The sequence below is a fragment of the Mycobacterium florentinum genome (assembly GCF_010730355.1).
Lineage (GTDB): Bacteria > Actinomycetota > Actinomycetes > Mycobacteriales > Mycobacteriaceae > Mycobacterium > Mycobacterium florentinum.
Window position 1 is genome coordinate 643,001 of the sequence record NZ_AP022576.1, and the last position, 20,135, is coordinate 663,135.

At 66.6% G+C, this 20,135-nt stretch carries 21 protein-coding genes; 3 read left to right on the forward strand and 18 right to left on the reverse strand.

Going from position 1 to position 20,135, the window contains the following annotated elements; all coding sequences use genetic code 11:
* Positions 1–86: 86 nt before the first annotated feature.
* The 9 genes from ftsR to G6N55_RS03195 all read right to left on the reverse strand — a co-directional run bounded on the left by ftsR (position 87) and on the right by G6N55_RS03195 (position 8,758).
* Entirely contained in the window at positions 87–833 is a 747-nt protein-coding gene (ftsR, locus tag G6N55_RS03155) for a transcriptional regulator FtsR (protein WP_085224280.1), read from the reverse strand.
* On the reverse strand, positions 833–1,294 hold the full coding sequence (gene garA / locus G6N55_RS03160) for a glycogen accumulation regulator GarA (RefSeq protein WP_276073105.1): 462 nt from the start codon (positions 1,292–1,294) through the stop codon (positions 833–835). The genes ftsR and garA overlap by 1 nt, the downstream gene beginning before the upstream one ends.
* A 236-nt stretch (positions 1,295–1,530) precedes the next feature.
* On the reverse strand, positions 1,531–1,929 hold the full coding sequence (gene gcvH / locus G6N55_RS03165; protein WP_085224276.1) for a glycine cleavage system protein GcvH: 399 nt from the start codon (positions 1,927–1,929) through the stop codon (positions 1,531–1,533).
* Positions 1,930–1,958: 29 nt separating this feature from the next.
* Positions 1,959–2,813 carry a DUF881 domain-containing protein gene (locus G6N55_RS03170; RefSeq protein ID WP_085224274.1) on the reverse strand — a complete coding sequence of 285 codons (855 nt, stop codon included), beginning with the start codon at positions 2,811–2,813 and terminating at the stop codon, positions 1,959–1,961.
* 16 nt (positions 2,814–2,829) lie between these two features.
* Entirely contained in the window at positions 2,830–3,162 is a 333-nt protein-coding gene (locus G6N55_RS03175; RefSeq protein WP_085224272.1) for a small basic family protein, read from the reverse strand.
* Between the two features lie 16 nt (positions 3,163–3,178).
* Positions 3,179–4,102: a DUF881 domain-containing protein gene (locus tag G6N55_RS03180; protein ID WP_085224270.1), complete on the reverse strand. Its 924-nt coding sequence runs from the start codon at positions 4,100–4,102 to the stop codon at positions 3,179–3,181.
* Positions 4,095–4,685: a CDP-alcohol phosphatidyltransferase family protein gene (locus G6N55_RS03185; RefSeq protein ID WP_085224268.1), complete on the reverse strand. Its 591-nt coding sequence runs from the start codon at positions 4,683–4,685 to the stop codon at positions 4,095–4,097. The genes G6N55_RS03180 and G6N55_RS03185 overlap by 8 nt, the downstream gene beginning before the upstream one ends.
* Positions 4,686–4,748: 63 nt before the next feature.
* A complete protein-coding gene (gene secA2 / locus G6N55_RS03190; RefSeq protein ID WP_085224267.1) occupies positions 4,749–7,079 on the reverse strand; it encodes an accessory Sec system translocase SecA2 in 2,331 nt (776 codons plus the stop codon).
* A gap of 35 nt (positions 7,080–7,114) precedes the next feature.
* Complete coding sequence (locus G6N55_RS03195) at positions 7,115–8,758, reverse strand: acetolactate synthase (RefSeq protein ID WP_085224265.1); 1,644 nt, start codon at positions 8,756–8,758, stop codon at positions 7,115–7,117.
* A 94-nt stretch (positions 8,759–8,852) separates the two neighbouring features.
* On the opposite strand from G6N55_RS03195, the gene G6N55_RS03200 reads away from it, so the two are divergent.
* A complete protein-coding gene (locus tag G6N55_RS03200; protein WP_085224263.1) occupies positions 8,853–10,772 on the forward strand; it encodes an ABC transporter ATP-binding protein/permease in 1,920 nt (639 codons plus the stop codon).
* Here G6N55_RS03200 and G6N55_RS03205 read toward each other — a convergent pair.
* From G6N55_RS03205 to G6N55_RS03215, 3 genes are all read right to left on the reverse strand, one after another.
* Complete coding sequence (locus G6N55_RS03205) at positions 10,769–12,253, reverse strand: FAD-binding protein (RefSeq protein WP_085224261.1); 1,485 nt, start codon at positions 12,251–12,253, stop codon at positions 10,769–10,771. The genes G6N55_RS03200 and G6N55_RS03205 overlap by 4 nt on opposite strands.
* Positions 12,250–12,750: a VOC family protein gene (locus G6N55_RS03210; RefSeq protein WP_085224260.1), complete on the reverse strand. Its 501-nt coding sequence runs from the start codon at positions 12,748–12,750 to the stop codon at positions 12,250–12,252. Before G6N55_RS03210 ends, G6N55_RS03205 begins: the two co-directional genes overlap by 4 nt.
* A 125-nt stretch (positions 12,751–12,875) precedes the next feature.
* Positions 12,876–13,559 carry a TetR/AcrR family transcriptional regulator gene (locus tag G6N55_RS03215; protein WP_197747382.1) on the reverse strand — a complete coding sequence of 228 codons (684 nt, stop codon included), beginning with the start codon at positions 13,557–13,559 and terminating at the stop codon, positions 12,876–12,878.
* Positions 13,560–13,680: 121 nt separating this feature from the next.
* Here G6N55_RS03215 and G6N55_RS03220 point away from each other — a divergent pair, with 121 nt between their 5' ends.
* Positions 13,681–14,124, forward strand: coding sequence for a nitroreductase/quinone reductase family protein (locus G6N55_RS03220; RefSeq protein ID WP_085224258.1), 444 nt, complete (start codon positions 13,681–13,683; stop codon positions 14,122–14,124).
* Positions 14,125–14,130: 6 nt separating this feature from the next.
* On the opposite strand, the gene G6N55_RS03225 is transcribed toward G6N55_RS03220, so the two are convergent.
* Entirely contained in the window at positions 14,131–14,808 is a 678-nt protein-coding gene (locus G6N55_RS03225) for an Rv1815 family serine proteinase (RefSeq protein WP_085224256.1), read from the reverse strand.
* Positions 14,809–14,903: 95 nt separating this feature from the next.
* Positions 14,904–15,836, reverse strand: a complete 933-nt coding sequence (locus G6N55_RS03230) for a sterol desaturase family protein (protein WP_085224254.1) — start codon at positions 15,834–15,836, stop codon at positions 14,904–14,906.
* Positions 15,837–15,907: 71 nt separating this feature from the next.
* Here G6N55_RS03230 and G6N55_RS03235 point away from each other — a divergent pair, with 71 nt between their 5' ends.
* Complete coding sequence (locus tag G6N55_RS03235) at positions 15,908–17,098, forward strand: NAD(P)/FAD-dependent oxidoreductase (protein ID WP_085224252.1); 1,191 nt, start codon at positions 15,908–15,910, stop codon at positions 17,096–17,098.
* Positions 17,099–17,109: 11 nt separating this feature from the next.
* Here G6N55_RS03235 and G6N55_RS03240 read toward each other — a convergent pair whose 3' ends face one another.
* The 4 genes from G6N55_RS03240 to G6N55_RS03255 form a co-directional block, all read right to left on the reverse strand.
* Entirely contained in the window at positions 17,110–17,820 is a 711-nt protein-coding gene (locus G6N55_RS03240) for an MgtC/SapB family protein (protein WP_085224250.1), read from the reverse strand.
* A gap of 158 nt (positions 17,821–17,978) precedes the next feature.
* Positions 17,979–18,311, reverse strand: a complete 333-nt coding sequence (locus G6N55_RS03245) for a DUF732 domain-containing protein (RefSeq protein WP_085224248.1) — start codon at positions 18,309–18,311, stop codon at positions 17,979–17,981.
* Positions 18,312–18,327: 16 nt separating this feature from the next.
* Positions 18,328–18,654, reverse strand: coding sequence for a DUF732 domain-containing protein (locus G6N55_RS03250; protein ID WP_085224246.1), 327 nt, complete (start codon positions 18,652–18,654; stop codon positions 18,328–18,330).
* A gap of 47 nt (positions 18,655–18,701) precedes the next feature.
* A complete protein-coding gene (locus G6N55_RS03255) occupies positions 18,702–20,111 on the reverse strand; it encodes a PPE family protein (RefSeq protein ID WP_085224244.1) in 1,410 nt (469 codons plus the stop codon).
* Positions 20,112–20,135: the final 24 nt, after the last annotated feature.

The following is a 20,135-nucleotide window of genomic DNA, read 5'->3' on the forward strand; positions in this document are numbered from 1 at the left end:
CCGACTTTCACTCGGCGCGACGACCCGGTAGAGCACCATTCCTCTCCGTGTCGCCGACCACCAAGCTGTTGAGGGAAGTCTAGTCCTCAGCGTCGCAGAACGTCGCGAACGGCCGACTTGATCAGCGACGTGTGCAAAGTAATTGCGAGTGCGGCAACCTCGCGCGCCAGGTCGTCGGCGCGATCGCGGGCGCCGGCCTTGTCGGCTTTGATTAGCGGCCCGGCGATTTGGGCGATCAGATCGGACTGCCGGTCGGCGGCGGAGCGGAAGGCGCGCAGATGCCGTGGCTCGACGCCGTAGTCGGACAGCGCTCGCGCGCACTGCACGATCACGACGGTGTGCTCGTCGAAGAATCCGCCCGGACCGGTGGTGATCACCCCGGCCTTGAGCAGTGCGGTCAGCAGGTCGTCGTCCACCCCGGCGCGGTCGCGCAGGTCTTCCCGACTCAACCGGACGCGGGTGGGTGCCACCGCGGCCGCGTCGGATCCGGTATCGGGGTCGCCGTCGCCGTCGGTCACCGAAACCAATCGCGGTACGCCATAAGGCGATCCGAACGGCGGCAGTTCGCCGTCGGGCTGAGCATCAAGCTGCGCCCGGATCACCTTCAGCGGAAGGTAGTGATCGCGCTGTGCGGTGAGGATGAAGCGCAGCCGCGCGCAGTCGTAGGCGGTGAATCTGCGGTATCCCGACGCGGCGCGCCGCGGCGTCACCAGTCCCTCTGCTTCCAAGAAGCGAATCTTGGAGATCGTGACATCGGGGAAATCCGGCCTCAACAGGTCCAAGACCGCCCCAATCGACATCCCGGCCAGGGCCGAGCTATCGGGTGCGCTCACTAGCCTCCGGATCCTCCGTCGTCGTCACCTTTGGGTCCCGTCAGGAATACCAGGCGGAACTTGCCGATCTGTACTTCGTCACCGTTCGCCAGCACTGCCGAGTCCACCGGCTCGCGATTGACGTAGGTGCCGTTCAGGCTACCCACATCGACCACGTGGAATTCGTTGTTTTCCAACCTGAATTCGGCGTGGCGCCGGCTCACCGTGACGTCGTCGAGGAATATGTCGCTGTCGGGATGCCGGCCGGCCGAGGTGATGGCCTGGTCGAGCAGGAAGCGCGATCCGGCGTTGGGTCCCCGTTTGACGACCAGCAATGCCGAGCCCGCCGGCAGTCCTTCGACCCCGGATACCGTGCTCTCGGAGCCAGACTGGGCGGGCGCGTCCAGTTCGTTCAGGAAGTCGGCGCGAAAGACCGAAGTCGTCTCCACGGTGACTTCGTCAGAAGTCTGGTCGTTGTCCATATCCGTCACGCGCTGCTCCTCACTGGCCGCTGTGGCGTTGTCTGACCGGGCCGTTCGGCCGGCTGCCCACTAGGTTTCTTCAACCCTGTATTGCCGATTACTTGCCTTCTAACGCTGTTGTGTTGACCGTACCGCGCGGTGGTTCCGAATGCGCTAGCCACCGGCAGGATCGAAAGTCGATCGTTGGGCCGGCCCCTGTCCCCGGCGCGCAGGGCTGGCAGGGACATTAGCAACCGTCACTCGGTGAGTGTGCCGCGGTAGGCCTCGGCATCGAGTAGCGCGGCAATGCCGGACGCCAACTCCGAGCCGTCAGAGACCTGGATATCCAGCAGCCAGCCGGCCTCGTAGGGATCGGAGTTGACCAGCTGCGGGCTGCCTTCCAGGTCACCGTTGACGGCGATCACCTTGCCGGACAGCGGCGCGTACAAGTCCGATACGGATTTCGTCGATTCCACCTCGCCAAACGATTCACCCGCGGTCACCTCGGTGCCTACGTCGGGCAGCTGGACGAAAACGACGTCGCCCAGCGCCGATTGCGCGAAGTCGGTGATTCCGACCCGCACGGTGTCGTCACCGCTCCGGCGAACCCACTCATGTTCGGCGGTGTAGTGCAGATCAGGCGGGATATCGCTCACGGTAATCCTGTCTTCCAATAGGGACGTGCTCACTTGACGGGCTGAGCGTATTGGTGCGGTTTTGGTTGTCGCAAGGTGGTCACGTCGATGTGGTCGCCCTGCTGCACGGACATCTTCCCGCCGACCCGCTTGATGCTGTCCTCGGCACCGCCGGGGATGTTCATCGCCGCGGCCAGCGTGGGTGGATCCCCAATCGCCAGAATCGAATACGGCGGCGACAACGCCTTGGTGTCGATGGTCAACGCACCGGGTGTGCCCACCACCCAGGTGTCGACACCCACCCGCACGGACTGGTGTCCGCCGTTGAGTTCGATCGCCTCGGCGCCGGCGGCCCGCAATTCATTGATCACGTCGAGCATTACTTCGGGCGACACCCCCGGACCCGGGTCGTCGATGGTGATGGTGACGCCGGGCCCGGTCGCGCCGACGGCCCCGACCAGGATGGACAGCGCGGCCAACCTGGCCTGCGCGCTCTGGATCGCGGCCTGGTCGGTGTTGCCCGACGCCTGCAACGAATTCAGGGTGTTCTGCAGGTCGTTGACTTCGCCGTTCAGCGTGCCCTCGCGCTGTCGCAACGAGTCCAGCAGCACCAGCAGATCCGCGGGGCGCGCCGTGTCCAGGGAGTCACCCGACCGGGTCTGGCGGACCTGGGTGACGATGGCGACGCCGAGGACCAGACACAGCAGCACCGCCAGGGTTCCGAACATCAGCCGGGACCGGCCGCCGCGCAGCATTCCGGACAGCCCGGTCCGGCCCACGGCTCCGATCTCGGGGCGCGGGCTGTTCTCGGGCAATTCGTGGCGACCCCGCTGGGCGGCGTCGTCGTCCCCGGTTGGCGCTTCACGACTTTCGTCGGGCGTGCCCGCTGGCTGGTCTTCGCTCACGCTGCCCCCATCTCCGCTACGCCCCGAAGAGCCGGCGCCGCAGTGCGGCGGCGTTACCGAAGATCCGGATACCCAACACGACGATGATGGCCGTGGACAACTGCGTGCCGACGCCCAACTGGTCGCCGACGTAGACGATCAGCGCCGCCACAAAGACGTTGAACACGAACGAAATCACGAAGACTTTGGGGTCGAAGATCCGCTCCAGGTAGGCACGCAGTCCGCCGAAGACCGCGTCGAGCGCGGCGACGACGGCGATGGGCAGATACGGCTGGACGACCTCGGGCACCGCCGGGTGTAAGACCAAACCCAGCACGATGCCGACCACGAGCGCCGCGATACCGATCATGCGCGATCTTTTCTCACTAGGGCCCAATCTGTTTGGCGAACTTGACTTCCCGGACCGATCCGGCCGGCAGCGAGAGACCGTCGGAGACGTTCACCGTGATGCCGAGACCGTAGGAGACTTCCAGCAGCCTAAGACGCTGCAATCCAGGGCTGCTCTCGAACGCGTCCCGCATCCCGTTAGGCGGCCCGACCGCGAGGATCGTGTACGGGCTACTGGTGGGGTTGTTGTCGACCAGGATCGCTCCCCCGGCCTGGCGGATCGTCACATTCGGTCCGATCCGCACGCCGCCGACCGAAATCGCCTCGGCACCACTGGCCCACAACGAATTGACCACGAGCTGCAGATCGCGGTCGAGGATGATTTGCCGGCTCCCGTTCACCCGCTGCTTGGACACGTCGGAAAGATTCGGGCTGGCACCGGGATCGGTCACTTTCACGGTCAGTCCGGGACCGATGATCGCTGTGCTGGCCGCCGCCAGGCCGAGGCTGTCCAGGCGGCTCAGCAGCCGCTGGCCCTCGGCATCGTCGGCCAGCGCGAGTCGCTGTACGTCGTCGACCTTGCTCGCCAGCGCGCTGCGCTGCTGGGCCAATTTCGTGTCGGATTCCTCCGTCGACCGCACGCTTCGCGCCAGCAGCTGCTGAGCCGTGCGCACCCCGGGTTCCACCGAACGGGCTTGGGCGACCGCGGCGGCGAAGACGGTGGCGACCAGCATGGCGGCCAGGGCCTGCCAGAGCCAGCCGAAGACGCGGGTCCGACCGCCGGTCGGCGGGGTCTCGGCGGCACGCCGCTGCGCTGCCGCGGCGTAGCCGGGATCCAGATGCTCCGATAGCAGCGCGCGCAGCAGCGACGGCACCGGGATGAGTGTCGGGCGCGCGGCGGCATGCGCGCTGCGGCCCGCGTTGGGGTCGTAGCCGCCGAGCAGGCGGTCCGGTTCAGGCATGCTCACCAACCCTGGGCATCCGGCGCATCACCAGGACCATCTGCCACGCGTACAGGACGAATGACCACAGGTAGGCGTACATACCCCAGATCAGGAAGCCCCAACCGCAGGCGCCGATCACCCGGCTCCACGTCGCGTCCCACGTGCCGAGCAACACCAGCGGAAAGCCGGACATCAGTGCGAAGGTCGCGGCCTTGCCGATGTAGGTGACCGGCAACGCCGCCAATCCGCGACTGCGCAGCAGCGGCAGCGTGGCGGCCAGCAGCGCGTCACGCGCTATCAGCGTGATGACGAACCACCACGGCACGATCCCGCTCAGCGCCAGCACGACCGGCACGGTCACCATGTAGAGCCGATCGACCGCGGGGTCCAACAGGACGCCGAGGCGCGACGATTGGTTCAGGGTGCGGGCGATCTTTCCGTCGGCCCAGTCGGAGGCGCCGCTGAACATCAGGATCGCCACCGCCCAGCCATTGGCGTGCGCGAACATCAGCACATAGATGAAGACCGGGATGAGCGCCAGCCGCAGGGCGCTCAACAGGTTGGGCACTGTCAGCACCCGGTCTGGCGGAACCGGCTCCATGAGCCGTGACATTAGCTCGGTGCGGATGCGGTCCGCATCGCGGGACGAGCCGCGCGACGCGGTCTAGCGGAATACCCCGGGCAGGCTCAGGGTGGACAACGTGTCGTCGGACAACGGGTTGTCGTTGACCATGTATGTCCACGTCGACGTCGGTCGTGCCAGCTTGGACAGATCCAAGCCCGGCTCCTCTTCGAGCACGTTCGCCGTCTCGAAGGTCTGCTGAGCCGCCTCGATCGCGTCGGCGGCCAACGAGGCGAACGCGTCGACCGCCATCCGGTGAAATTCGTCCAGCGGGTTCTGCCGGCCCAGCGCGCGCAGATGGATGCTCTCGCGGATGTCGGCCAGATAGGCCAGGTGATCGGCCCAGCCACGGTCGAGGTGATAGAGCATGATCTGCCGGCAGATCGTCTCGAGGCGTTCGGAGGAGATTCCCTCCGTCTCGGCCAGCTCCTCGTAGCGCTTCGGCGCCAGCTCTTCAAGCTCTTCGCGCGCAGTTGCGGTGCGCAGCAACGTGTTTCGGCGGTCCACGATGATGGCGCGCTGCTGAGCGATCAGCTGGTTGTAGCGCCAGGTGTTCGCATGCACATCCAGCAGCCGGCCCTCGGCGACGCGCTGTGCGTGATCGAGCAACGCGTTGGTCTTGGAGCTGACGATCATGCCGTTCTCGTCGGTCTGCTCCGGCAACTTGTTGCGGTCGAGGTTGGCCGCGACGACGTCGTCCTCCCAGCTGGAGAAGAACACCGACGAGCCTGGGTCGCCCTGGCGTCCGGCGCGGCCGCGCAACTGGTTGTCCAGCCGCTCGGTGTGGTGGCGGCCGGTGCCGACCACGTGCAGCCCGCCCAGCTCGGCGACCCGGTCGTGATCCGCCTCGTCGGATCCGCCGAGGCGGATATCGGTGCCCCGCCCGGCCATTTGGGTGGACACCGTGACCGCGCCGTACTTGCCGGCCTCGGCGATCACCTGGGCTTCCTCGGCGTCGTTCTTGGCGTTCAGCACGACCGCCGCCACGCCGCGGCGTACCAGTCGTTCGTGGATGTCTTCGGACTCGGCCACGTCGCGGGTGCCGACCAGCACGGGTTGTCCCGTCTCGTGCACCTCGGCGATGTGGTCGATGATCGCGTCGTTCTTGGCCGCGGCGGTGACGTACACCCGGTCGGACTCGTCCTCGCGAATATTGGGCTCGTTCGGGGGAATTGGCGAGACACCGAGCTTGTAGAACTGGCGCAGCTGCTCACCGGCGGCCAGCGCGGTGCCGGTCATGCCGCACACCGTCGTGTAGCGGTTGATCAGCGCCTGCACCGTGATGGTGTCGAGCACCTCGCCGGTCTCGGTGGTCTCGATCCCCTCCTTGGCCTCGACGGCGGCCTGCAGGCCGTCCGGCCAGCGCTGCAGTTGCGCGATGCGCCCGCGCGAGGAGTTGATCAGATGCACGGCGTCGTCGCGGACGATGTAGTGCACGTCGCGGTGCAACAGGACATGGGCGTGCAGCGCGACATTCACCTCGGTCAGCGTGGTGGCGACATGTTCCTCGGAGTACAGGTCGATGCCGCCGAGTGCCTTCTCGACCTTGCGCGCGCCGACATCGGTCAGGTGCACGTTGCGGCTGTCGGAGTCGGTGTCGTAGTCCGTGTCGGGAGCCAGCTCGCCCACCAGTTTGATGATCTCCAGCCGCGGCGTTTCCCGGTGCGTGGTGCCCGCCAGCACCAGCGGCACCAGCGCCTCGTCGACCAGCACGGAGTCGGCCTCATCGATAAGAGCCACATCGGGATTCGGCGATACCAGGTCGTCGACGTTCGTGACCAACTGATCCCGCAGCACGTCGAAGCCGATCTCGTTGACCGAGGCGTAGGTGACGTCGCAGTCGTAGGCCGCGCGGCGCTCCTCGCTCGTCGACTCCGCGGTGATCCAGCCGACCGTCAGCCCCATGGCCTCGATCAGCGGGCCCATCCATTCCGCGTCGCGGCGGGCCAGGTAGTCGTTGATGGTCACCACGTGAACGTGCCGGCCGGCGATGGCGTATCCGGCGGCCGCGATCGCACCGGCCAGGGTCTTGCCCTCACCGGTCGCCATTTCGATCACGTCGCCGTCGAGCATGCGCAGCGCGCCCAGCAGCTGAACGTCGAACGGCCGCAACCCCGTTGACCGCTCCGCGGCTTCCCGCGCGATCGCCAGGAACTGCGAGATGTCCTCGGAGTCGGCCAGATCGTCGAGGTTGAGCAACCCGGTCGCCTTGCGCAGCTGGTCGTCGTTCAGACCGGCGGCCTTCTCGTCGTATTCGGACGAGTCGCTGACCTGGGAGAGGGAGCGCGAGCGGTTCTTTTCGGTACTGGCGCCGAGCAGCTTCCAAAATCTGCTGCTCAGGCGGCCCGGTTGGGTGCGGGTGGTCTTTGGCACAGGTCAACGGTACGCGGTGAACAGTGCCGCTTCGGTCAGGCCAGGTTGGATCGGCGCGGGTAGGCGATGCTCGGGTCGGTGAGCACGTTGACGACCGCGGGCAGGCCGCTGGCAAAGGAGCGTTCCAGCGCGGGCCGCAGCTCGGCGGGCGCCGATACCAGTTCGCCGTGGCCGCCGAGGGCACGCACCACCTCGTCGTAGCGGGTGCCCGGACGCAGCTCCGCCACCACCGAGTAGCCGTAAATCGCCTCCATCGGATGCTTTTCCAGGGCCCAGATTCCGTTGTTGCCGATCACCGACACGACGGGCACCTGGTGGCGCACCAGGGTGTCCCATTCCATGCCGCTGAAGCCGAAGGCGCCGTCGCCTTGCAGCAGCACGACCTGACGCTCGGGGTGGGCCAGTTTGGCGGCCAGTGCGTAGCCGGGGCCCGAGCCCAGACAGCCGAACGGGCCACTGTCCAGCCAGCAGCCCGGCTGATAGCTGTCGATCATCCGGCCCGCATAGGAGCCGAAATCACCGGCGTCGATCACCACGATGGCGTCGCGATCCAGCATCGGCGCCAGTTCGGCGTACACCCGCATCGGGTGCAGCGGGATGCGGCCGTCACCGAGATCCGCCGCTTCGTGATCGCGCGCGGCGGTCTCGGCGGTACGCAGCGCGTCGATCCAGTCGCCGTGGTCGGCGCCGCTCGGGCCGGACAGCGCCGCGAGAATGCCCGAAAGATCGCCGTAGAGGCCCGCGGCGATCGGCCGGGGATGCTCACGATCGGGCTCGACCCGATCCGCCACGATGAGCTGGGTTTCGGGCCCGAACACCGTGCCGAAGCCGAGCCGAAAATCCATCGGCACCCCGACCACGAGGGCCACATCGGCCTCGCCCAGCGCTTTCGACCGCGCCCGCGAGAACGCCAACGCGTGATCGGCGGGTACCACGCCGCGGGCCATGCCGTTCATCAGCACCGGGAGCCGTCGTTCCTCGGCGAGCCGCAGCAGGGCGGCCTCGGCGTGTCCCCACCACACGTTGGTGCCGGCCATGATCACCGGCCGCCGGGCGGACGCCAGCAGGCTGACCGCGCGGTCCAGCGCGTTGCCGTCGGGGGTCTGCGGCGTCGGCGGCGCGGTCAGCGCGCCGGGTCGGCCGTCGTCCTCGGAGACGGCAAACACGTGATCCATCGGAAAGTCGACGAATCCGACCCCCGACGGTGCGCCGACGGCGGCGCGCAGTGCCTCGTCGACGAGCCGGCCCGCGTCGGCGGCGGACTGTGCGGTGGCCGCGAAGCGAGCCAGCGGTGCCACAAACGGCACGTGGTCGATCTCCTGCAGCGATCCCATGCCCCAGCGCTGCGCGGGCGCCCGTCCTCCGAGCACCACCAACGGGGACTGGTTTTGCTGCGCGGCCGCCATCGCGCTCATGCCGTTGGTGACGCCGGGACCCGCGGTCAGCGCGGCCACGCCCGGCACCCGGGTCACCTTCGACCAGCCCTCGGCTGCGAACGCCGCGGTCTGCTCGTGGCGGGTGTCGATGAGTCGGATGTCCTCGTCACGGCAGCCGTCGTACAGGGAGAACAGGTGACCGCCGGACAGCGTGAAGAGGGTGTCGATACCGCTGGCCCGCAGGCGCCGGGCGATCAACCGGCCGGCATGGACAATCTGGCTGGACGGAGCGTCGATGCTCATCCTGGCAGCCTATCCGCCGGTCTCGGGTACCTTCGCTGGGAAGCATTCGCCCAGAGGCTCCTCCGGATGCCTCGATAGCAAGGAGACGTCGAAGTTGGGTCCCACGCTATTCAAGCCATCCATCGACTGGTCATCGGCAGTTCCGGACTCGTTGCAGTGGGTCGCCATTGCCTGGGCGATCGGGGCGGTGTGTCTGATCGTCGTGCTGGCCGCATTCCGGTATTTCACGCCCTGGGGCCGGCAGTTCTGGCGGATCACCCGCGGGTATTTCGTCGGCCCGGCCAGCGTCAAGGTGTGGCTGGTACTCGGGGTGCTGCTGCTGTCGGTGCTGCTCGCGGTGCGGCTGACCGTGCTGCTCAGTTACCAGGGCAACGACCTGTACACGTCGGTGCAGATCGCGGTCCAGGGCACGGCCGCCGACGATGACGCCGTCAAACAATCAGGCATTCACGGCTTTTACATGTCGCTGCTGATTTTCAGCGTGCTGGCCACGCTCTACGTCATCCGATTCATGCTCGACATCTACATCACCCAGCGGTTCATGATCGCCTGGCGCATGTGGTTGACCGCGCACCTGACCGACGACTGGCTGGACGGCAAGGCGTATTACCGGGATCTGTTCATCGACAACACGATTGACAACCCCGACCAGCGTATCCAGCAGGACATCGACATCTTCACCGCGAATGCCGGCGGAACCCCCAATAACCCGTCCAACGGCACCGGCGGCACCTTGCTGTTCGGGGCCGTCAACGCGGTCGCTTCGGTGATCTCGTTCGCCGCCATCCTGTGGAACCTGTCCGGGGACCTGACCCTGTTCGGTATCACGTTGCCGCGGGCCATGTTCTGGACCGTTTTGGTCTATGTGCTGATCGCGACGGTCGTCGCGATTTGGCTTGGGCGCCCGCTGATTTGGCTGAGCTTCAACAACGAGAAGCTCAACGCCGCGTTCCGCTATGCCCTGGTGCGGCTACGCGACGCAGCGGAAGCGGTCGGCTTCTACCGCGGCGAGCGGGTCGAGCGGTCGCAACTGTGGCGGCGCTTCACGCCGATCATCGACAACTACCGCAAGTTCGTCCGCCGAACCATCATCTTCAACGGCTGGAACTGGTCGGTGTCGCAGGCAATTGTCCCGCTGCCGTGGATCATCCAGGCCCCGAGGTTGTTCTCGGGCAAGATCAACTTCGGCGACGTCGGCCAGACGGCAACGGCATTCGGCAACATTCACGATTCGCTGTCGTTCTTCCGGAACAACTACGACGCGTTCGCGTCGTTCCGGGCGGCCATCATCCGGTTGCACGGGTTGGTCGACGCCAACGCCCAGGGCCGCGCGCTGCCCGCGGTGCTGGTCAAACCGAGCCAAGACAAGACGGTCGAGCTGGCCGGTATCGAGGTGCGCACGCCGGCCGGCGATCAACTCATCGACTCGCTCGACATCGAACTCGACAGCGGCGACACCCTGGTGATCACCGGGCGTTCCGGTGCCGGCAAGACCACTCTGCTGCGCAGCCTCGCCGAACTGTGGCCGTACGCATCCGGAACGCTCTGCCGCCCAGACGGCGACAACGCGACGATGTTCCTGTCGCAGCTGCCGTACGTGCCGCTGGGCAGTCTGCGCGGCGTGGTGTGCTACCCGAACCCGACGGACTCCATCTCCGATGGCGAGCTGCATGACGTGCTGACCAAGGTGGCGCTGGCCCCGCTGATCAGTCGGCTCGACGAAGAGCAGGACTGGGCCAAGGTGCTCTCGCCGGGAGAGCAGCAGCGCGTGGCGTTCGCCCGGGTGTTGCTCACCAAGCCGCAGGCCGTCTTCCTCGACGAGTCCACTTCCGCACTCGACGAGGGGCTGGAATTCGCGCTGTATCAGCTGCTGCGCAGCGAGCTACCGGAGTGCGTCGTGGTCAGCGTCAGTCATCGCCACACCGTCGAGCAGCATCACGAGCAAGAGCTGCAACTGCTCGGCAGCGGCCGTTGGCACCTCGGACCGGTGGGCCAAGAGCCCGCGACGGTTTAGCGGCGTGCGGCCGCGTGCGTTCCGGCGCGGCGGCCGAAGAATGAGCCCTCGCCCAGTTGCGTGCCGCTGGCATAACCCTTGCCGTCCTGGGCGATATTGGACGCGCACGCCGCGACGGCGTACAGGCCGGGCACCGGCGTGCCGTCTTCGCGCAGCACCTCACCGTCCACCGAGGTGGTCAGCCCGCCCATGGTGAATCCCGAGTACATGGCCCGACCCAGCGATAGGTCGAACACCGCCCAGGGCCCATTGTCTTGCGGCGCAAGGTATTCGGGCTGCTTGTGGAAATCCGGGTCCTCCCCCTTGGCCGCGAACTCGTTGTAACGGTCCAGCGTCGCGGCGAGGTTGCCGCTCGGAATACCCACCGCTTCCTCCAACTCGGCGATGGTCTCGTAGCCGTCGAGGAATTTGATCAGCGGCAATTCGGGCATCTCGGTGTGCGCCTCGTCGACGATCAGGTAGGCGGTTTGCTCCGGCTGCTCGAGCACGAATGCCGAGGTGCGCGAGTGGTAGGAGTCCTCGGTGACGAAGCGCTTGCCGTCCTTGTTGACGATCACACCGGTCAGCAGAATCGCGGGCGGGTACGCCGCCGCGGTGATGAACAAGTCGTTCATGTTCTTGGCGACTCCGCCCGCCGAGACGCCCATCCGGATGCCCAGCCCGTCGTCGTTCGGGTTGCCCAGGATGTAGGGCGCGACCGTGCCGTGGTGCTTGGTCTTGCGCTCCTGCGCCAGCGCGGGAGTGTGCTCGGCGACCATCTCCGGATTCATCACGAAACCCCCGGCGGCAATGATCACCGACTTTGCTTTGATCGCACCGGTTTCGGTGAAGTGCTTCCACGCGACACCGACCACCGCGCCGTTGTCGTCGACGACGAGGTTGGTTGCCCCGGTCTCGTAGCGGACCTGGACGCCCAAGTCGGCAGCGCGCTTGACCAGAAGGTCGATGACCATCGCGGCGCCCCCCAACTCGCCGGGCACCGGCACCGAATGCCCGCGCGGCGCGGGCTTGGCCTGCTCGCAGAAGGGCCACACCTTTTCGTTGCCGGTGTAGCTCAGACCCTCGGTCCCCGGCGGGACGACCACTTTGCCCGGGTAGAAGCTGCGCTCGAACTGGAAACCCAGATCCTCCAGCCAGTTGAAGTGCTCGACACTGCCGTCGCTGTACACGCGAATCTTCTCGAGGTCGGGCTCGCGAGACACCGCGACTAGGTACTTGTACATCTCCTCGGCGGAATCGTCTTGCCCGGTGGCCTGCTGGACCGCGGTGCCGCCACCCAGGTAAAAGTGGCCGCCGGCCATCGACGAGGTCCCGCCCGCCGCGGCCGCGCGCTCGACGACCAGCACTCGCGCGCCGGCGGCCGCCGCGCTCACCGCCGCGCATCCACCACCGATGCCGAAGCCGATCACGAGCACGTCGACGTCGTCCGACCAGGACGTCACTGTGGCCGCGTCGACCGTTGCTGGGATCTCGGTGCTCACCCTTGCTCCTGTTTGATGTAGTCGTAAAACGCCCGCATCTCGGGTGAGATGTAGGCGATCTCCACGAACGGCACGGCCGCCTGTGGTGCTGCGAGGTAAGCGAATTGGATGCCGCCGGGCATCACGCCCTGCTGCACCACTTCGGCGCCGTGGTTGGCGGCGTCGGCGAGTGCCGCATCGAATCGCTCGGGGCTTTCGGCCTCCATGCAGATGTGGTGCAAACCCGGTCCGGAGTCACGGAGAAATTCACTATAGACGTTCTCCCCGCTAACCGGTTCGATGAGCTCCAACTGCATGTCACCGAGATAGCTCAGGGAGATGCTGGCGACGAAGTCGGCCGGCTTGCCACGGTAGCTACAGCTGTCCGGAGCAAAGTGCACCTCGGGTATGCGGACCCACTTCCGGGCGCCTAACAGGCCGGTGAGAGCCGTTTCGGTGGCATCGAGATTCTGGGTGACCCAGGCGATCTGTATCGGTGATTGAACTTCAAGCGTCATCGTCTGGCAGGATAGCCCAGTCTGTCGGCCCCCAGAAAGAGCCAGAAATTCTTTGCCGTGATCCGATGCCCAATGCCCGGAAACGCCGGGTGAACACGTTCTAATTCGGGCGACGGCCCGCTGCGTCAATGCTGGGCGAGCACTTCCACCAGCAGCCCCAGCTGGGTGTTGAAGACGGCCTCGGGATCGGTCACGGTGTCGGCGCCGTACTGTCCGAACACCTCGAGGTTGATGGCGCCCAGCACTCCGGCCCAGAACAAGAAGCACTTGGCGATGACGGCGTCGTCGCCGGGAAAGCCGAACTCGTGCCGGATCCGGTCGAAGTCCGACGACATCGGTTGCGCCACAACGCTATTGGTCAGCCTGATATCGCCGGTGGTGATTCCGGCGGCGATGGCGTCGAAGATGGCGCCGACCACGCGGGTGCCGACTCCGACGGTTCGTTCGGCAGGGGCGTGGTAGCCGGGGACCGGGCTGCCGTACAGCAGCGCCCATTGCGCGGGATGCTCCACTGCCCAGCGCCGCACGGCCCGGGCGATGGCGACGACGTCGTGGCTCCACAGCTCGTCCGCGGTGTCGCGGGCCCGGTCCACCGCGTTGGCCAGGTCCGAATAGGCGTCGACGAGCAGCAGGGTGAGCAGTTCGTCGCGGCTCGACACGTATCGGTATACCGCCGAGGAGACCATGCCGAGGTCGCGCGCGATCGCGCGCAGCGACAGTCCGGCCGCGCCGCGATCGACCAGATGTTGACGGCCCAGCTCGACGATGCGCGCCGCGATCTGTTCCCGCGACTCCTGGCGTTTGCCCACGTAGTCAGTCTGACACAAACCGAGATCACCGCTCTTGCTTTCTGCCGGGTGTTGTGCCATTGTGACCAAGCAAGAGAGCACTGCTCTCACGTCTTCCGAAGGCCGGCCGAGAGGATCCACGATGTCCACGCGCTACGAAGAACCCAACCGCGTCGCCCGGGCCGGTAACGCCGTCATCCGCGGGCTGGCCGATCTCGGGATCAGCATCGCCGGCACCCGGGCGCTGCGCGTCCGCGGGCGCAAGACGGGAAAACAGCGCGCCGTGGTGATCAACCTGTTGGCCATCGACGGCGTGGACTACCTGGTCTCGCCGCGAGGCAACACCCAGTGGGCACGCAACGTCAGGGCCGCCGGTGTCGTCGAAGTGGGGCCGCGCTGGCGGCGCCGAACCCTTCAGGCCACCGAGGTCGACGACGCGGCCAAGCCCGCGTTGTTGAAGCGCTACCTGGACAGGTGGTATTGGCAGGTCAAGGGCTATGTGGCCGGTCTGACGCCGGATTCCAGCGATGACGAGTTCCGGGCCGGCGCCCCGTCCATACCGATGTTCGTGCTCAGGCCGCAGTAACGGGCGTCAGCCGGGGTTGACCTGCCCCGCCATGTCCTGGTGGACCTGTTCGGAGGTGGACCGCCACGACACCGCCGCCGGGAAGTCGCCCCACATGCTGTTGAATATCCCGACGATCTGTCCGGGTCCGCCGCCGGCCAGGTAGACCGGTCCGCCCGAGTCTCCCGGGTGGCTCTGGACGCCGTGGGACATGGTGAACCAGCCGTTGTTGACGGCTTCGACGGTGCCGCAGGTTTCACCGGTGGACACGCCGAAGTGGCAGACCGCCTGCCCGGGGGAAAGCGCGACGTTTGGGCTCGATACCAGCGGACGTCCGCCCGGCAGGATGTTGTTCAGCGGAATATTGGGATCCAGCGCGATCACCTCGTAATCGCTGATCGCCTGGTCGACGGCGACCGTCGAGCCGCTGGGGGTGTCGTCGCGAAAGGTCGCGAGATGGCCGATCGGGTTGCGGTTGCGGTCGGTGACGATGTTTCCGGTGCTGCGGCAATGTCCCGCGGTGTATGCGACTCTCGCGGCCTGATCGACGTAACCCAGCGTGCACAGGCGGTTGTCCTGCAGGATCTCCATGCCCGGGGACACCACCACCGGGTCTGCGTGAGCGGTGGCGGCCGGCAATCCGGGAGTGAAGGCCAACGCAGCAATCGCCGCGCCCACTACTCGAAGTGCCATGCGATACACCATGGACGGACTCCGTTCCGTCAAGGCCGGCGCGTGCTCCGACCACAAGTTGAGATTACGTCGTTACTGTTTCGACATCGACCGATTCGCGGTCAGCGTTACAACGACGAGGCCAGCCGAACGGAGTCGGTGGTCACAGCGGCCGGGCGCGGAGTCCAGCCCGGCGGTCCGAAAACATAGCCCAGCCGGTCGCGAAGCCGACTCGCCGACCGCCAGTCGCGCGCGATCGCGACGTATTCGCGCGTCTGCAGGTTCCAGATGTTGAAGGTGTCCACCTGCTTGGTGAGGCCGTAATGCGGGCGGAACGTCTCGGCCTGGAAACTGCGGAACAGGCGGTCCCAGACGATGAAGATGCCCCCGTAGTTCTTGTCCAGGTAGATCTGGTCCATCCCGTGGTGCACCCGGTGGTGCGACGGTGTGTTGAAGACGAACTCGAGCGGCCGCGGCAGTTTGCCCACCCGCTCGGTGTGCACCCAGAACTGGTAGATCAGATTCAGCGACCAACTGAAGAAGACCATCCAGGGCGGAAGACCCAACAGCGGCAACGGAATCCACAGCAGGATTTCGCCGCTGTTGTTCCACTTCTGGCGCAGCGCGGTCGCGAAATTGAAGTACTGGCTGGAGTGATGGGCCTGGTGGGTCGCCCAGATCAGCCGCACCCGGTGCGCGATGCGGTGGTAGGCGTAGTACAGCAGGTCGACGCCCAGGATCGCGATGACCCACGTGTACCACTGGCCGACCGAGAGGTGCCAGGGCGCCAGATAGGCGTAGATGGCGGCATAGCCGAGCAACGCCAGCGTCTTCCAGGCGGCCGTGGTACCCACCGAGACCAGCCCCATCGAGATGCTGGCCAGCGAATCACGGGTGAGGTAGGCGCCGGATGCCGGCCGTTCGGAGGCCTCGAGACGCTCCAATTTGCGGGCCGCCGTCCACTCGAGGGTCAACAGCAGCAGGAAGAACGGGATCGCGAACAGCACCGGGTCCCGCATCTGCGGGGGTAACGCGAGCCAGAACCCGGTGACGGCATGCACACCGATAGATTACGGCTATCGGTCTAGCAGTTGTCATAGTCGGTCGCCGACATCAATGAGGTGGTGAGGGCGTGACCGCCGTGATCGTCGTCGGCTCCGGGTTCGCTGGGCTATGGGCAGCGCTCGGCGCCGCCCGTCGGTTGGATGAGCTCGCCGTCGCGCCGGGCACCGTCGATATCACCGTGCTGAGCGCTACCGGATTCCACGACATCCGGGTCCGCAATTACGAGCCCGATTTGAGCGCCTGCCGTATCCCGCTCGCCGACGTCCTGGATCCCGCCGGGGTGTCTCACGTCGTCACCGACGTGACCGGGATCGACACCGCCGCGCACACCGTGACCACCTCGGACGGTGCGGCGTACGGCTACGACCGGCTGGTGCTGGCGTCGGGCAGCCGGGTGCTCAAGCCCGCGGTACCGGGGCTGCGCGAGTTCGCTTTTGACGTCGACACGTATGACGGCGCCGTCGCGCTGCAACGGCATCTGCAGCGGCTGGCCGAGGCTCCCTCGGCGCCCGCGGCGGCGACGGTCGTCGTGGTCGGGGCCGGGCTGACCGGCATCGAGACGGCGTGCGAGCTGCCGAACCGGTTGCGCGCGTTGTGCTCTGGAAACCCCCGGGTGATTCTCGTCGACCGCAACCCGCTGGTCGGCTCCGATATGGGTTCCTCGGCCCGGCCGGTGATTGAAAAGGCGTTGTCGGACAACGGGGTTGAGACGAGGACGGGAGTCACAGTCGACGCCGTCGCCCCGACCGGCGTGTCGCTGTCCTCGGGTGAGCAGGTCGAGGCGGCCACCGTGGTGTGGTGCGCCGGGATGGCGGCCAGCCCGCTGACCGAACGGCTGCCGGTCGACCGCGATCGCTCGGGCCGGGTACCCGTCGACGACTACCTGCGGGTGATCGGCGTCGAGTCGATCTTCGCCGCGGGTGACGCGGCGGCGGCCCGCATGGATGCCGAGCATCTGTCGGTGATGTCGTGTCAGCATGGGCGGCCGATGGGCCGCTATGCCGGCTACAACGTCATCAGCGACCTGTATGGAGAGCCGCTGCTGGCCCTTCGAATCCCTTGGTATGTAACCGTTCTCGATCTAGGACCGGCCGGCGCCGTCTACACCGAAGGGTGGGATCGGGTGGTGGTGTCGACGGGCGCGCAAGCCAAGACCACCAAGCAGACCATCAATTCCGAGCGGATCTATCCCCCGCTGACCGGCATTCGCGCCGACCTGCTGGCCGCGGCCGCGCCGGAGCTACAAGCCCGCCCATAACCGAGTCCCCGTTAGTCGGACTGAGTTTCGTCACCGGCATACCACTGCACCGCGCGAACCCCGGGTTGCAGGGACAGCTCGGCGACCAATCGCTCGAGCTTGGCCGGCGTATGACCATCCACGAGAAGGTGTGCGGTCAAAGTGATCTCGTCGTCGGCGGCCTGTCCGGTGTGGATGCCGCGCAGCGTGAGGTCGTTGCTGCTGGCGTGCTGGACCAGTTGTGCGCGGGCGTACTTCTCGGATTTCGGGCGGCAGATCGCCTGCACCAGGAACGGTTGACGGCCTTCGTCTTCTTCGGTGTTGTTGTCATGGTCGATCACCCGCCCGAGCGGCCGACCCACCACGTGGATGGTGATGACGGCCAGGGTGGCGATCAACGTGAACACCAGATTCCCGGAGGCGGCCAGTACACCTATCGCCGCGGAGCACCACAGGGTGGCGGCGGTGTTGAGGCCGCGGACGTTGACGCCCTCGCGCAGGATCACGCCACCGCCAAGGAACCCGATACCGGACACCACGTAGGACGCGACTCTGGTAGGGCTGCTGTCCGGGGTGGCGACCGCGTACAGCACGAACAAGGTCGCACCCGCGGCGACCAGCGCGTTCGTCCGCAGACCGGCCCTGCGCGCTCGCCATTGCCGTTCCATGCCGACCAGGGCGCCGCAGCCCACCCCGACGCCCAGCCGGAGCGCGAAATCGGCGACGCTCAGCGTCTGCGTCATACCGGACTCCTTCCCCCGACGACGGGCCCCCGCCCTGCGGCCATACCGGCAGCGACCAGCCTGCCACGCGCAGGTGAACAGTAGATGGCTCCAGGCCACGCCGGTCCACCGACGGCCATCCCCGCGCAACCTCGGCGCGGGAGGTGGTTGGGCCGTCGCTACTGCGGTGCGGGCCGGCTGTCGGCGAGTTGCTGCGGGCAGTAGTACTTCGCCGCGATGCCGATGAACAGGGTCGCATGAGCGGTGGTCAATCCGGGGTTTTTACGTTGCAGGTCTCCAACCAGCTCCGGGCCGGGCTTACCTGCTCTGATCAAGCCGCACACCGATTTTCCGAATGCCACGGCCTGACCCGAGTCGGTGTAGGTGATGCCCGCGCCGCGCACGGTCGCGAGGAAGCCGGCGTCGTCGGGAGCGGCGTCCGGATCGCCGTGGGCGGGCGCGGCCAGGCCGATCATTGCGGAGACGCCGAGGAGCGCCAGGAGCCATCGCATTCCGGCCGACTCCCGATCAGGCCTTCGAAAGTTGGTGCGGGCAATAGAATTTCGCTGAGATCGCGGCGAAGTCGGAAGCCATCTCCATACTCATTCCGGGGTTGTGATTTTTCACGTCATGCACCAGTTCCAGGCCCGACTCGCCGTTGTTCAGGCACGAACACACCGCCCGTCCGGCGGCGACAGCCGAACCTTCACTGGCAAAGCTGAAGCCGGCCTGATGCAGCGCGGCGATGAAGCCCGCGTCGTCGCCGTCCGGCTCGGGGACCGGTTCGGCATACGCCGGCGCGGCGAGGGTGACCGCGGCGAACACGGCCAGTAGACCCATTAGCCGTTTCATCAGTTACCTTCTCTCGTGTTGAGCTGCTGATGAATCAAAGTCCCTGTCCCCTAACCTAATTGCGCTTCTTCGGACGGGATGACCTTGGACTTGCCCTTTTTCAGGTGCACCGCGTGGATTCCGGGCTTCTTGGCTAGCTGCTCGAGCAGCGCATCGAGACCTTCCTGATCTACGTTATGGTGCTGCACTGCTTCGGGCTTCTCCGAAATCTCTGCGACCAGACGCTTCAGGTGCTCGGGCGAGTTTTTGTCCTTGAGGTCCTTGAGCGGTTTCATCCGGTTGCGGATGCTTGCGTTCACCACGGTGGGACCGCCGGCGCCCATCGCGCTGCCCAACATTCCCGCCATTCCCAGCGAGCTGAACAGGCTGCCTTCCCCGAGCGCGGCTGCGGGAATCGCCTCGGGCCCGGCGGCCGTCAAGGCGGCCGCCACTGTCCGGATGGCCGGGGTGGCCGAGGCCCAACTCGGCGGGACCGTCAACGAGCCCACCAGGGTGCCGCGCGCGAAACCGGCTGTCGGGCTTATTGCGTCGAACAGCGTGCCCCGGGTGAAGCCCAGCGCACCGAGACCGGCGCCCAGCGCGTCCTTGGGGAGCGCGCCGTATGCCACCGGTGGCGCGAACTTGAGCCATTGCGACACCGGGAAGTTGATCAGCAGCCCGATGTCGTTGAACTGCGTGGTCAGGCCGATCGGCACCTTGACGGCGTTGTACATCGCCGTATAGAAATTCGCCCCGCCCGGGATGATGTTCAGCAGATTCGTCCAGAAGTTCTGGTAGGCAGTGGCGATGTCGGCAAGGCCGGCCAGCGGCCCGGTGGCGCCGGTCGCAGTGGTGGCCAACTGGGTTGTTCCTGCCAGCTTGGATACCACATTGCCGGCTGCGTTGCTCGTGGACTGGGTCAGCGCGGCCGCCTGCATCGTCGTGCCCGCCTCGTTGGTGGTCTGCGGCGCCGGGCTGAACTCCTCCAGGTTGTTGGAGGTGGTGGCCGAGGAGGCGAAGTAGGTGTCCATCGCCTCGGCATCTTGGGCCCACATTTCGCCGTATTGAGCCTCGGTGGCCGCGATCGCCCCGGTGTTCTGCCCGAAGAGGTTGCTCGCCATCAGCTCGGCCAGCAGTTCACGGTTGGCCGCGATCAGCGGCGGCGGTACGTGTGCGGCGAACGCCGTCTCATAGGCGGCCGCCGCCTCGGTGGCCTGGGCCGCAGTCTGCGCGGCCTGGGTGGCGGTTTGCTGCATCCAGGCCACGTAGGGCGTGGCGGCGGACGCCATGGCCAGCGAGGACGGGCCCACCCAGGGTCCGGTGGTCAGATTCGACAGCACCGACGAGTATGCGGTCGCCGCGGCCTGCAGCTCGGCGGCCAGGTTCTCCCAAGCCGTGGCCGCCGCAACCAGCGACTCTGCCCCCGGACCGGCGTACATCCGGCCCGAGTTGAACTCCGGTGGAAAGGCTCCATAAAACATGTCGTTACCCCTTACCTGGTGGCT

What these genes read in the sequence shown, in the direction of transcription:
- G6N55_RS03240 (WP_085224250.1), bottom strand. Translation starts at nt 17,820, where the DNA reads ATGACGCAGACGCTGAGCGTCGCCGATTTCGCGCTCCGGCTGGGCGTC.
- G6N55_RS03210 (WP_085224260.1), bottom strand. Translation starts at nt 12,750, where the DNA reads ATGACGCTTGAAGTTCAATCACCGATACAGATCGCCTGGGTCACCCAG.
- G6N55_RS03180 (WP_085224270.1), bottom strand. Translation starts at nt 4,102, where the DNA reads ATGCCTGAACCGGACCGCCTGCTCGGCGGCTACGACCCCAACGCGGGC.
- G6N55_RS03195 (WP_085224265.1), bottom strand. Translation starts at nt 8,758, where the DNA reads ATGAGCATCGACGCTCCGTCCAGCCAGATTGTCCATGCCGGCCGGTTG.
- G6N55_RS03255 (WP_085224244.1), bottom strand. Translation starts at nt 20,111, where the DNA reads ATGTTTTATGGAGCCTTTCCACCGGAGTTCAACTCGGGCCGGATGTAC.
- G6N55_RS03245 (WP_085224248.1), bottom strand. Translation starts at nt 18,311, where the DNA reads ATGCGATGGCTCCTGGCGCTCCTCGGCGTCTCCGCAATGATCGGCCTG.
- G6N55_RS03220 (WP_085224258.1), top strand. Translation starts at nt 13,681, where the DNA reads ATGTCCACGCGCTACGAAGAACCCAACCGCGTCGCCCGGGCCGGTAAC.
- G6N55_RS03225 (WP_085224256.1), bottom strand. Translation starts at nt 14,808, where the DNA reads ATGGTGTATCGCATGGCACTTCGAGTAGTGGGCGCGGCGATTGCTGCG.
- G6N55_RS03185 (WP_085224268.1), bottom strand. Translation starts at nt 4,685, where the DNA reads ATGGAGCCGGTTCCGCCAGACCGGGTGCTGACAGTGCCCAACCTGTTG.
- garA (WP_276073105.1), bottom strand. Translation starts at nt 1,294, where the DNA reads ATGGACAACGACCAGACTTCTGACGAAGTCACCGTGGAGACGACTTCG.
- G6N55_RS03175 (WP_085224272.1), bottom strand. Translation starts at nt 3,162, where the DNA reads ATGATCGGTATCGCGGCGCTCGTGGTCGGCATCGTGCTGGGTTTGGTC.